We start from the raw sequence: 11,620 nt of genomic DNA on the forward strand, positions 1-11,620 counted from the left end.
CGGCCCACTTCCCACCGTCTGCGAAGCGGCTGTCGACGCCGTGCATGTGCGCGTTCGCAGCGAGCTTCCGTCATCGGTTTCCTGCATTCCTACAGCTGCCCTCACGCCCGTCTGCCGCAAAGGCCGAAAGCCCTCGCCCGTTCCCTGGGTAGACGTCGTCGCCGGCCGATGACGGTCAGGTCGTCGGCTTCGAGGACACCGGTCGCGGGTATCCCATCGGTGGAACCCGCGGCGCGGCCGCGCCGGGACAGCGGCGGCGCGCCGTACCGTGCGCCCATGCCACTGTTCCGTCGCGCCCGCCCGGCGTGCGCCGCCCTCGGCCGGCCGACCAGGATCGCCCTGCGTGCGGCCCTGGTCGGCGTCCTCGTCTCCTCCACCACCCCGCCGGCGCCGGCAGCCGCCACCCCGCCGGCCGCAGGAGACGCCGCCCCGGCGAGCCACTCCGCCGCCGGCGCGCGCCCGATGACCCATCTGCGGGTACTCCAGCGGATCGCCGACGCCCACGGCGGAAACCGCGCCCACGGCAGCCCCGGCTACCGGGCCTCCGTCGCGTACGTGTCGACGGTCCTGCGGCGGGCCGGCTGGACCGTCAACGTGCAGCGGTTCACCTACGACGGCGCCGCGGGCTGGAACGTCGTCGCCGACTGGCCGTACGGCGACCCGACGCAGGTCGTCATGCTCGGCGCCCACCTCGACTCCGTGCCGGCGGGGCCGGGGATCAACGACAACGGGTCCGGTACCGCCGCGGTCCTGGAGGTCGCGCTGGCGGTGGCCCGGGCGCGGCTGCGCCCCGCGGCGCGCCTGCGGCTGGGCTGGTGGGGTGCCGAGGAGGCCGAGGACCTGGTCGGTTCGGCGTACTACGCCCGGCGGCTGGGTCCGCGGCGGCGGGCGGCGATCCGGGCGTACCTCAACTTCGACATGGTCGGCGCGCGGCGCACCGTCCGCTGGGACGTCTACCACCGGCACCCGGTGATCGGGCGCCTCTGGGCCGGGTACTTCGCGGCGCGGCACCTGCCGACCCGCAGGATCGCCAACCCGCACGACACCGACAGTTGGTCGTTCGGGGCGTACGGCATCCCGGTCGGCGGTATCACCTCGGGGCCGGACCCGTGCTACCACCGCAGGTGCGACAGGCTCACCAATGTGGATCCGCGGGTCCTGCGGGTCGCCACCGGCGCGGCCGTCCGGGCCGCCTGGCGGCTCGCCACGGACCGCGGGGCACTCCGCCGCCTGCCAATGGCGTACGTCAAGGGCGACGTACGCCCGGCCCCGTCCACCCTCCGGCCGGCTCCGCCCCGCGCCGCCCCGGGCGCGAGCCCGCCGGCGTAGCCCGCCGCGGCGCGAAGTCGCCGGCCGAGGTCGGCCGAGGGGCCGGACCGGAGGGGGTGGCGGCCGCTACCGTGGAGGGCGTGCCCCTGCTCGGACCGGGCGATCCGCTGCCCCACCGACCCCGCCGCGTCCTAGTCGCCGGGACGACCGGAGCCGGCAAGACGACCCTGGCCGCGCACGTGGCGACCGCCCTGGGCATTGCGCACACCGAGCTGGACGCGCTGTACCACGGCCCCGACTGGGCGCCGAGGGCGTCGTTCGTGGACGACGTGCACCGGTTCAGCGCCGGGCCGGACTGGGTGACCGAGTGGCAGTACCGCGCCGTCCGCGCCCACCTGGCCGCCCGCGCCGACCTGCTCGTCTGGCTCGACGTGTCCCGCGCGCGGGTGCTGCGCCAGGTGGTCACCCGGACGCTCCTGCGGCGGCTCCGCCGGCAGGACCTCTGGCACGGCAACCGCGAGCCGCCGCTGCGCACGTTCTTCACCGACCCCGACCACGTCGTCCGCTGGGCGTGGACCACGCACCACAGGTCGGCGCCGCGCGTCGCGGCGCTGCGCCGCGAGCGCCCCGCCCTCTGCGTGGTCCGGCTGCGGAGCCGCGCCGAGGTCGCGCGGTGGCTGCGCGGCCCGCTCCGCGACGCGGCCGCGCTGACACCGGCCGAGCGGACAGGCCGGCGGTGAGCGCCCCGCCGCCCGAACGCCCGAGGTACCGATAACCGCGCCACCGTCCGCCGCCTGGCCGCCGGCATCCCGATTCGCGGAACCGGCCCCCGGTGGTTCGGCCGGCTGGCAGCATCGGGGGCGTAGGCCGGTCCGGAGTCTCGTGGAGCGCGGGGGGAAGTCGTGCGTCGTCTGCGCCTGGTGTCCGTTGTCCTGACCGGTGCGCTCGCGGCGAGCGTCGGCGTCGCGCCGCCGGCCGCCGCCCTGGACCTCGGCCTGGGCATGCTGCTGCCGGTACTGGCGCCGATGCTGCCCGGGCAGCAGGGCTGGGTCAGCGCGATGTGGACGACCGACGGCGACGTCTGCGACATCAGGATCACGGCGAGCGGCGGCAGCGTCGGGGTGGACTACCCGACGAACACCGACACCTACACGTCGCTGTACATCAACTCGGCGCTCGCCGACGGCAACCTCGACTACAGCGCCTTCCGGTTCGACATCCCCGACAACGCCCTGCTGGCCCAGCTCCTGACCGTGAAGGTGTCCTGGCGCCAGATGAAGAGCAACTCGTTCAAGCGGACCGACGACCTGCGGACGAAGGTGTTCACGTGCGCCGGTACCGCCCGCAGCGACACGGCGCTGGTGACCATCCCGGTCAGCCTGGCGCTGGGGGCCGGGGTGACCCAGAAGACGACCGCGCTGTCGGTGGCCCGGGGGACGCCCGGCTGGATCAAGATCGCGTACGCCGGTACCAGGCCGGGCATGAACAACTTCCGGGTCGCGCTGACGCCGCCCGCCAACCTGACCGTGACCTACCCCAACGGCGCCGGCTCGGCGGGGCTCAACGCCAACAGCGCGTTGCTGGTCGGAACCGAGGACTTCGCCGCCGTGTACCTGGACGCCTCGAAGCTGAACGCGGGGACGTACAAGGTGCCGGTCACGGCGACGTACAGCGGCGGCTCGCTGACCGGCTCCCTCACGCTGACCGTCACCTGAACCCGAAGGGGCCGCCCATGCGTCCGCGCACGCTGATCGTCGCCGCCGGTGCCCTGCTCCTGGCCGCCGGGGCCGGTACCGCCGCCGCCCTGACCCTCGACGACGACGCGCCGCCGGCCGCGGTCGACGTGGAGTCGCGGTTCGTCGCGGCCACGGCGGCGCACCTGTGCCGGGTGCAGTCGACGGTGTACTCCGACCCGGGCGCGATGGCCAGCGCGTACGCGCGCCCGCCGGACTACCCGGACGTCCCCGCCGACCAGGTGGCGGCGCTGCGGGGCCGGTTGAAGTCCGACCCGGCGCTCGCGGACCGGCTGGCCGCCGAGCTGAAGGCGACCTGCCACCCGGGCGGCGCGTCCCCGACCCCGAGCCTGTAGCCGGCTGCCGGGTCCCGGCGCGACACGCTGCGCCGGCCGGGTCGCGGCCACCCTGCCGTGAACGATCGTTCAGGCCGCGGGGACGCCGGCCGCTACCCTGTACCGATGACGTCTGAGCTGGGTACCCGCACCGCGGTACGGCGGTCGCGCCGGGACGAGATCCTCGCCGTGGCCGTGGGGCTGTTCGCCGCCCGCGGGTACCACGGCGTCTCGATGGACGACATCGGCGGCGCCGCGGGTGTCACCGGTCCGGCGCTGTACCACCACTTCGCCGGCAAGGAGGCGATGCTCGCCGCCGCGCTCGCCCCGGTCAGCGAGGCGCTGCTGGCCGGCGGCCGGCAGCGGGTCGGGGCCGCGGCCGACCCGGCCGCGGCGCTGGCGGCCCTCGTGGAGTTCCACGTCGACTTCGCGCTGCGCAACCCGGCCGTCATCGCGCTGCACCTGCACGAGCTGGACCGGCTGCCCGAGGAGCCGCGGCGGGAGATCCGCCGGCTCCAGCGGCAGTACGTGGAGCAGTGGGTCGGCGTCCTCGTCGCGGTGCGGCCGCGGCTGCGCGCCGAGGAGGCCCGGGTGCTGGCGCACGCGGCGTTCGGCCTGATGAACTCGACGCCGTACCACGGCGGCGAGGTCGACGCCGTCGGCCGGTCCGCGCTGCTGCGCGACGCCGCCCTGCGCGCGCTGCGCGGCCCCGAACAGGTGTAACGGCCGCCACTGCCGGCTCGACACCGTGCGGGGCCGGACTGGATGATCGGGGATGCTGCGCGAAACGCACGCGCGTACCGGCGGCGGGCCCGCCGCCCGAAGGAGGGCAAGATGATCGAGTCGGTGCTGGTCGCGAACCGGGGCGAGATCGCCCGGCGGGTGATCCGTACGGCAAAGCGGCTGGGTGTGCGGGCCATCGCCGTGTACTCGGAGGCCGACGCCGGGCTGCCCTTCGTCACCGAGGCCGACGAGGCCGTCTGCATCGGCCCGGCGAACCCGGCCGAGAGCTACCGCAACGTCGACGCCGTGCTGGCCGCCGCGAAGCAGACCAACGCCGCGGCGATCCACCCCGGCTACGGCTTCCTGTCGGAGAACGCCGACTTCGCCCGCGCCGTCGTCGACAACGGCATCGCCTGGATCGGGCCGGACCCCGAGGCGATCACCGCCATGGGCGACAAGATCAACGCTCGGAACCTGATGGCGGCGGCCGGGGTGCCGGTGGCGCCGGGCACCGTCGACCCCGTGGCCACGGTCGAGGAGGCGCTGGCCGCCGCCGAGGGCGTCGGCTTCCCGATCATGGTCAAGGCCGCGGCCGGCGGCGGCGGGATGGGCATGGCCGTCGCCGCGGACGCCGCGGCGCTGGCCACCGAGTTCGAGAAGGTACGCGGGTTCGCCGCGCGGATGTTCGGCGACGGCGCGGTGCTGCTGGAGCGGTACTTCCCGCGGGTCCGGCACATCGAGGTGCAGATCCTGGGCCTGGCCGACGGGCGGGTCGTCGCGCTCGGCGAGCGGGAGTGCTCGGTGCAGCGGCGCAACCAGAAGGTGGCCGAGGAGTCGCCGTCGCCGGCCGTCGACGCGGACCTGCGGTCGCGGCTGTGCGCGGCGGCGGTGCGGGCCGGCGAGGCCGTGAACTACCGCAACGCCGGTACCGTCGAGTGCCTGCTCGACCCCGGCACGGGCGAGTTCTTCTTCCTGGAGATGAACACCCGGCTCCAGGTCGAGCACCCGATCACCGAGCTGACCTACGGCGTGGACCTGGTGGAGGAGCAGTTCCGGGTCGCCGCCGGCCTGGCGCCGGGCTTCGACCCGGCGGCGCTGGCCCCGACCGGCCACGCGATCGAGCTGCGGGTCAACGCCGAGGACCCGAAGCGGTTCCTGCCCGGCCCGGGCGCGGTCCGCACCTGGGTCGAGCCGACCGGCGAGGGCGTCCGCGTCGACTCCGGGTACGCGGCGGACACGACGGTGACGCCGTTCTACGACTCGCTGATGGCCAAGCTGGTCGTCCACGGCGCCGACCGCGCCGAGGCGATCGCCCGCGCCCGCGCGGCGGTGTCGGCCTTCACGATCGAGGGCCCGAAGAACAACCTGCCCTTCTTCGCTGAGCTGCTCGACAACGAGGAGTTCGTCTCGGGCGACTACGACACCGGCATCATCGGCCGGATGCGCTGAGCACCCGCCCGGCCCGTGGGTTCCCGCTGTGCTGACAGCAGGAATCCGCGGGTCGGCGGAATGGACGGCCCGGGGCGGGCCGTTGCACCGGGAGGCGAGGGGAGTCAGCATGGGCGCGATGCCGGAGGCGGTGTCGATCCGGGAGGTCGGGCCGCGCGACGGGCTGCAGAACGAGGAGCCCGTACCGACCGCGGCGAAGGTGCGGCTCATCGACGCGCTGTCGGCCACCGGGGTCGGGCGGATCGAGGCGGTGTCGTTCGTCCACCCGAAGGCCATCCCGCAGATGGCCGACGCCGACGAGGTGTGGCGCCGGGCCGTGAAGAACCCCGCGGTCAGCTACTCGGCGCTCGTGCCGAACTCGCGCGGGGCGCAGCGGGCGCTCGCGGCCGGGTTCCGGGAGATCGAGGTCGTCGTCTCGGCCAGCGACACCCACAACCGCAAGAACGTGAACCGGTCGACGGCGGAGTCGCTGGACGACATCGCCGCGCTGGTCCCGGTGCTGCACGAGGCGGGCGCCCGGGTCGAGGTGATCGTCTCGACGGCGTTCGGCTGCCCGTACGAGGGGGACGTCGCGCCCGAGCGGGTCGCCGCGATCGTCGACCGGGTGCGCGCCGACGGCGCCGACCGGATCGCGTTCGGCGACACCACGGGCATGGGTACGCCGCGACGGGTGCGGGAGCTGCTGTCGCGGGTGCGCGAGCGGCACGCCGACGCCCCGCTGCTGCTGCACTTCCACAACACCCGGGGTACGGCGCTGGCGAACATCCTGACGGCGCTGGAGCTGGGCGTGACGGAGTTCGACGCGGCCGTCGGCGGCCTGGGCGGCTGCCCGTACGCCCCGGGGGCGAGCGGGAACGTGGCGACCGAGGAGGTCGTCCACCTGCTGCACGACATGGGCATCCGGACCGGCATCGACCTGGACGCCCTCATCGGGGCCGCGGAGCTGGCCCGGGAGATCGTCGGCAAGGAGTTGCCGTCCGGGGTCCTGCGGGCAGGACCCCGGACGCGGCTCACGGCAGCCGGTTGACCGCGCGCACCGCCGCCGAGACGGCGCCGACCGGGGCGAGCACGGGGGCGGTGCGCAGCAGCCGCAGTACGCGCGGGAGCAGCTCGCCGCGCAGGTACGGCTTGGTGAGGTAGTCGTCGGCGCCGGCCTCGTAGCCGGCGGCCAGCGAGTCGCAGTCGGCGTACGCGCTGACGATCATGATCGGCAGGTCCCGGGTCTCCGGGTTGGCGCGCAGTTGCCGGCACAGGTCGAGCCCGTCCATGTCCGGCAGCCGGATGTCCAGCAGCACGGCGTCGATCGGGTGGGCGGTGACCTCCCGGAGCGCGGCGCGGCCGCTGCCGGCTTGGCGCACGCGGTAGCCGGCGCGGCCGAGATTCCAGGTCACCAGGTCTCGATTGTCTTGTTCGTCGTCAATCACCAGGATTGTCGGCGTCACGGATTCCCCTCACGTCAAGGTGCGTACACGGCTGTATGGCCGGTCGTCCATGACCGAGGTGCGAGTCCTTGTTTCCGCCCCACCTGTCGGCGGCGGCGGGGGTCGGCTGAGGTTTTCCTGTGGCCGCCCGGCGCGGTTTCCGGGCGCGACGTGCGTCACCGGCGGCGGCCCGGCCGCGGTAACCTGAATGGGTTACCCTAACGATCGTTAAAGGGCGCCTGGTCAGGGGCCCGCGGACGTGCCGGACAGGGAGCCCGACGGTGACGCTCGATCAGGACGCGCTGGAGCAGTTGCGCAAGCGGATGCAGGCCGGCGGCGCGGAGAAGTACCACGCGGCGAACGCGGCCAAGGGCAAGCTGTTCGCCCGGGAGCGGGTGGCGCTGCTGGTGGACGAGGGCTCGTTCGTCGAGGACGGCCGGTACGCCAACGCGATGGCCGAGGGCCTGCCGGCCGACGGCGTGGTCACCGGCACCGCCACCGTCGACGGCCGCCCGGTCGCCCTGATGGCCAACGACTCCACGGTCAAGGCCGGCTCCTGGGGCGCCCGCACGGTCGAGAAGATCATCCGCATCATCGAGCGGGCGTACGACACCGGCGTGCCGATGGTCTACCTCGTCGACTCCGCCGGTGCCCGGATCACCGACCAGGTCGACCTGTTCCCCGGCCGGCGCGGCGCCGGCAAGATCTTCTGGAACCAGGTGCGCGCGTCCGGCTCGATCCCGCAGGCGTGCGCGCTGTTCGGGCCGAGCGCCGCCGGCGGGGCCTACATCCCGGCGTTCTGCGACGTCGTGGCGATGGTCGACGGCAACGCGAGCATGTACCTGGGCAGTGACCGGATGGTCGAGATGGTCACCGGCGAGAAGACCACCCTGGAAGCCATGGGCGGCGCCCGGGTGCACTGCCAGGACAGCGGCGTGGGCCACTTCCTGTGCAAGACCGACGCCGAGGCGATCGACACGATCCGGCGCTACCTGTCGTACCTGCCGAGCAACTGGACCCAGGCCCCGCCCGCGGCCGAGGCGACCGGCCCCGGCAAGGGCGACCTGGCCGCGCTGGTGCCCGCCAGTGAGCGGCAGGCGTTCGACATGCGCCGGTATGTCAAGGCCCTGGTCGACGACGGCAGCTTCTTCGAGACCCAGGCGCTGTTCGCCAAGGAGTTGACCACGGGCTTCGCCCGGCTCAACGGCGAGGTCGTGGGCGTCGTCGCCAACAACTCGATGTTCAAGGGCGGCGTGCTGTTCGTGGACTCCGCGGACAAGGCGGCCCGGTTCGTCCAGCTCTGCGACGCGTTCAACGTGCCGCTGCTGTTCCTCTCCGACGTCCCCGGCTTCATGGTCGGCAGCGCCGTGGAGAAGCAGGGGATCATCCGGCACGGCGCCAAGATGATCACCGCGATCTCCGAGGCCACCGTGCCGAAGATCTGCGTGGTGGTCCGCAAGGCGTACGGCGCGGGCCTGTACGCGATGGCCGGGCCGGGCTTCGAGCCCGAGGCGACCATCGCCCTGCCGACCGCCAAGATCGCGGTGATGGGCGCCGAGGCGGCCGTCAACGCGGTGTACGCCAACAAGATCGCCGCGATCGCGGACGAGGCCGAGCGGGCCGCGTTCGTCGAGGCCCGGCGCGCCGAGTACGAGACCGACATCGACATCGTCCGGCTGGCCAGCGAGCTGGTGGTCGACACGGTCACCCAGCCCCACGAGCTGCGCGACGAGCTGATCGCCCGGTACGCCGCCGCCCGCACCAAGGACCGGCACTTCTCCCGCCGCCGCCACGGCGTCACCCCGGTCTGACCCCACGGACACCGGCACCGCCACGCCGGTCAGCGCAAGGAGGAACCATGGACTTCCGACTCTCCGAGGAGCAGGAGGCGCTGCGGGACACCGTGCGCCAGTTCGCCACCGAGGCCGTCGCGCCGGTGATCGGCAAGCACTACGAGGAGCACGCGTTCCCGTACGAGCTGGTGCGCCAGATGGGCCGGATGGGGCTGTTCGGGCTGCCGTTCGCCGAGGAGTACGGCGGCATGGGCGGCGACTACTTCGCGCTGTCGATCGCGCTGGAGGAGCTGGCCCGGGTCGACTCGTCCGTGGCGATCACCCTGGAGGCCGCCTGCTCGCTGGGCGCGATGCCGATCTACCGGTTCGGTACGCCCGCGCAGAAGCAGCGCTGGCTGCCGGCGCTGCTGGCCGGCGAGGCGCTGGCCGGGTTCGGCCTGACCGAGCCCGGCTGCGGCTCCGACGCGGGCGGTACCACCACGCGCGCGGTGCTGGACGAGAAGACGGGCGAGTGGGTGATCAACGGCGCGAAGGCGTTCATCACCAACTCCGGCACCGACATCACCTCGCTGGTCACCGTCACCGCCGTCACCGGGGTACGCGAGGACGGCGGCAAGGAGATCTCCACGATCATCGTGCCGGCCGGGACGCCCGGGTTCGTCGTGCAGCCGGGGTACTCGAAGGTCGGCTGGTGCGCCTCCGACACCCACGAGCTGGCGTTCGACGACTGCCGGGTGCCGGCGGAGAACCTGCTCGGGGAGCGCGGGCGCGGTTTCGCGCAGTTCCTGCGGATCCTGGACGAGGGCCGGGTCGCCATCGCGGCGCTGTCGGTGGGCCTGGCGCAGGGGTGCGTGGACGAGTCGCTGAAGTACGCGAAGGAGCGGCACGCGTTCGGCCAGCCGATCGGCAACTACCAGGCGATCCAGTTCAAGATCGCCGACATGGAGCTGAAGGCGCACACGGCGCGGCTGGCGTACTACGACGCCGCCGCCCGGATGGTGGCCGGCGAGGACTTCAAGCGCCAGGCGGCGATCGCCAAGCTGTACGCCAGCGAGGTCGCCGTGGACAACGCCCGCCAGGCCGCGCAGGTGCACGGCGGGTACGGGTTCATGAACGAGTTCCCGGTCGGCCGGTTCTACCGCGACGCCAAGATCCTGGAGATCGGCGAGGGCACCTCGGAGGTCCAGCGGATGATCATCGCGCGGGACCTGGGCCTCTGAGCGGCAGCCGGCGGTACCCGGGTCGCTGACCCGCGGCCGCCGGCCGGGGCGGGGGAACAGCGGGACGAGCTGGGTGGACAGCGCGGCGGGCCGTTCCCCCGATACGGCCGGCTCGCGCTGTCCACCCTCGCGCGTGGCCCAGCGATTCCCCCGAGGAAGCTGCCCGCTTCGACACGCCACGCGGATTCGGCGCTTCCGAGAGCACGGTAACCGGACGTACGACCTGTTTGGGAGAATTTCCACTTTTGGGTGCTCATCGAAAGGGTGATGCCGGTCCGGCGACCCGTTGATCTCCGTCTCGGGAGCGGGCGGCCGGCCGCCCGCGGCCGTCAGTCGACGGCGGCCACGCCCGACGTGGCGCCCGGGGCGACGGCGTCGCGCAGGGTCCGCAGCGAGCCGAGCATCCGGGTCAGGTCCTCGGCCGGCAACTGGCCGGTGAACCACTGGGCGATGAGTTCCAGATGCCCCGGCAGCGTGGCCGTCAGGCGGGTCAGGCCGGAGGTGGTGACGGCGGCGTACGACGAGCGGCGGTCGTGCGGACAGGCCCGCCGGCACAGCAGCCCGTCGCGCTCCATCCGGTCCACGACGCGGGTGACGCCGCTGGTCGACAGGGACGTCTGCGCCGCGAGGTCGCTCATCCGCAGTTGCTGGTGCTCCGACCGGCTGAGCCGCAGCAGCACCTCGAACTCGACGACGGACAGGCCGTGCTCGGCGAGCTGGCCGGCGAGCCGGGACATGATCCCGGTGTAGGCCTCGACGAACAGGCCGAAGGCGGTGATGCGGTCGTCGTCGTACAGGTCGGTGGCCATGCTCACATGGTAGCAAAAGTTGACGCCACGATTATTGTTGTGTGTATAGTTGCGTTAACAACATCTTCTCCGAAGGAGCTACCGCCATGAGCCAGGCAGTCGAGACCACCACCCGCCCCTGGAACGGCGTCGCCGTCCCCACCCCGGGCACCTTCGCCATCGACCCCGCGCACTCGCGGGCCGGCTTCGTCGCCCGGCACCTCATGGTGAGCAAGGTGCGCGGGGCGTTCACCGCCGTCAGCGGTACCGTCACCGTGGCCGAGGACCCCGCCGCCTCCCACGTCGCCGCCGACATCGACGCGGCGAGCATCGACACCGGCGTCGCCGACCGCGACGCGCACCTGCGCAGCGCCGACTTCCTCGACGTCGAGACATACCCGCACCTGCGCTTCCGCAGCACCGGCCTGCGCCCGACCGGCGACGGCGAGTTCGTCCTGACCGGCGAGCTGAGCATCCGCGACGTGACCCGCGCGGTCGCGCTGGCCGTGGAGTTCGAGGGGGTGGCGCGCAGCCCGTGGGGCCAGGAGGTCATCGGCTTCACCGCGACCACCGAGATCGACCGCGAGGAGTTCGGGATCACCTGGAACCAGGCCCTGGAGACCGGCGGCGTCCTGGTCGGCAAGCAGGTGAAGATCGAGATCTCCGTCGAGGCCATCCGGCAGTAGCACGGTCCCGTCGTCGGTCGAGGGATTCCCGCTGATTCGGCATCGCCGCCGCGGGGAATCCCTTGATCGCGCGCACCGCGCGGGAGGGGAGGGGCGGACAGGGAGACCCACTGGTCGTCACCGTGTGCAGTCGGTCGCACACCCCGAGGTGGCGTCAGTCCGGCTGTCCCCTGGCTACCGCTCCGCGCCCTCCTACCGTGTAG

The 11,620-nt window shown here is 73.3% G+C and carries 12 protein-coding genes; 10 read left to right on the forward strand and 2 right to left on the reverse strand.

Annotation, left to right across the window (positions count from 1 at the left end):
- Window positions 1-276: 276 nt before the first annotated feature.
- The 7 genes from IEY75_RS14555 (at window position 277) to IEY75_RS14585 (ending at window position 6,536) form a co-directional block, all read left to right on the forward strand.
- Entirely contained in the window at window positions 277-1,329 is a 1,053-nt protein-coding gene (locus IEY75_RS14555; RefSeq protein ID WP_189114890.1) for a M28 family peptidase, read from the forward strand.
- Between the two features lie 80 nt (window positions 1,330-1,409).
- Window positions 1,410-2,009, forward strand: a complete 600-nt coding sequence (locus IEY75_RS14560) for a P-loop NTPase family protein (RefSeq protein WP_229789719.1) — start codon at window positions 1,410-1,412, stop codon at window positions 2,007-2,009.
- 162 nt (window positions 2,010-2,171) lie between these two features.
- A complete protein-coding gene (locus IEY75_RS14565) occupies window positions 2,172-2,984 on the forward strand; it encodes a hypothetical protein (RefSeq protein WP_189114891.1) in 813 nt (270 codons plus the stop codon).
- 17 nt (window positions 2,985-3,001) lie between these two features.
- Window positions 3,002-3,358, forward strand: a complete 357-nt coding sequence (locus IEY75_RS14570; protein WP_189114892.1) for a hypothetical protein — start codon at window positions 3,002-3,004, stop codon at window positions 3,356-3,358.
- 105 nt (window positions 3,359-3,463) lie between these two features.
- Window positions 3,464-4,060, forward strand: coding sequence for a TetR/AcrR family transcriptional regulator (locus tag IEY75_RS14575; RefSeq protein ID WP_189114893.1), 597 nt, complete (start codon window positions 3,464-3,466; stop codon window positions 4,058-4,060).
- Window positions 4,061-4,171: 111 nt separating this feature from the next.
- Window positions 4,172-5,509 (forward strand): acetyl-CoA carboxylase biotin carboxylase subunit, encoded by a 1,338-nt coding sequence (locus tag IEY75_RS14580; protein ID WP_189114894.1) that lies wholly within the window; start codon window positions 4,172-4,174, stop codon window positions 5,507-5,509.
- A gap of 109 nt (window positions 5,510-5,618) precedes the next feature.
- Complete coding sequence (locus tag IEY75_RS14585) at window positions 5,619-6,536, forward strand: hydroxymethylglutaryl-CoA lyase (protein WP_189114895.1); 918 nt, start codon at window positions 5,619-5,621, stop codon at window positions 6,534-6,536.
- On the opposite strand, the gene IEY75_RS14590 is transcribed toward IEY75_RS14585, so the two are convergent.
- The gene (locus IEY75_RS14590) at window positions 6,520-6,933 is read right to left on the reverse strand and encodes a response regulator (RefSeq protein ID WP_229789721.1); all 414 of its coding nucleotides are present in this window, start codon (window positions 6,931-6,933) and stop codon (window positions 6,520-6,522) included. The genes IEY75_RS14585 and IEY75_RS14590 overlap by 17 nt on opposite strands.
- Window positions 6,934-7,211: 278 nt before the next feature.
- Here IEY75_RS14590 and IEY75_RS14595 point away from each other — a divergent pair, with 278 nt between their 5' ends.
- Together IEY75_RS14595 and IEY75_RS14600 are read left to right on the forward strand one after the other, a co-directional pair.
- Complete coding sequence (locus tag IEY75_RS14595) at window positions 7,212-8,741, forward strand: acyl-CoA carboxylase subunit beta (protein WP_189114897.1); 1,530 nt, start codon at window positions 7,212-7,214, stop codon at window positions 8,739-8,741.
- A gap of 47 nt (window positions 8,742-8,788) precedes the next feature.
- Window positions 8,789-9,943, forward strand: coding sequence for an acyl-CoA dehydrogenase family protein (locus IEY75_RS14600; RefSeq protein WP_189114898.1), 1,155 nt, complete (start codon window positions 8,789-8,791; stop codon window positions 9,941-9,943).
- A gap of 329 nt (window positions 9,944-10,272) precedes the next feature.
- Here IEY75_RS14600 and IEY75_RS14605 read toward each other — a convergent pair whose 3' ends face one another.
- Complete coding sequence (locus tag IEY75_RS14605; protein WP_189114899.1) at window positions 10,273-10,752, reverse strand: MarR family winged helix-turn-helix transcriptional regulator; 480 nt, start codon at window positions 10,750-10,752, stop codon at window positions 10,273-10,275.
- Window positions 10,753-10,838: 86 nt separating this feature from the next.
- On the opposite strand from IEY75_RS14605, the gene IEY75_RS14610 reads away from it, so the two are divergent.
- Window positions 10,839-11,417 carry a YceI family protein gene (locus tag IEY75_RS14610; protein ID WP_189114900.1) on the forward strand — a complete coding sequence of 193 codons (579 nt, stop codon included), beginning with the start codon at window positions 10,839-10,841 and terminating at the stop codon, window positions 11,415-11,417.
- Window positions 11,418-11,620 lie beyond the last annotated feature (203 nt).

Source organism: Pilimelia terevasa (assembly GCF_014647915.1).
GTDB classification, from domain to species: Bacteria; Actinomycetota; Actinomycetes; order Mycobacteriales; family Micromonosporaceae; genus Pilimelia; species Pilimelia terevasa.

Bases quoted from the DNA above. Each gene is read 5' to 3' on its own strand.
- IEY75_RS14555 (WP_189114890.1), top strand. From the start codon at position 277: ATGCCACTGTTCCGTCGCGCCCGCCCGGCGTGCGCCGCCCTCGGCCGG.
- IEY75_RS14570 (WP_189114892.1), top strand. From the start codon at position 3,002: ATGCGTCCGCGCACGCTGATCGTCGCCGCCGGTGCCCTGCTCCTGGCC.
- IEY75_RS14575 (WP_189114893.1), top strand. From the start codon at position 3,464: ATGACGTCTGAGCTGGGTACCCGCACCGCGGTACGGCGGTCGCGCCGG.
- IEY75_RS14580 (WP_189114894.1), top strand. From the start codon at position 4,172: ATGATCGAGTCGGTGCTGGTCGCGAACCGGGGCGAGATCGCCCGGCGG.
- IEY75_RS14585 (WP_189114895.1), top strand. From the start codon at position 5,619: ATGGGCGCGATGCCGGAGGCGGTGTCGATCCGGGAGGTCGGGCCGCGC.
- IEY75_RS14600 (WP_189114898.1), top strand. From the start codon at position 8,789: ATGGACTTCCGACTCTCCGAGGAGCAGGAGGCGCTGCGGGACACCGTG.
- IEY75_RS14605 (WP_189114899.1), bottom strand. From the start codon at position 10,752: ATGGCCACCGACCTGTACGACGACGACCGCATCACCGCCTTCGGCCTG.
- IEY75_RS14610 (WP_189114900.1), top strand. From the start codon at position 10,839: ATGAGCCAGGCAGTCGAGACCACCACCCGCCCCTGGAACGGCGTCGCC.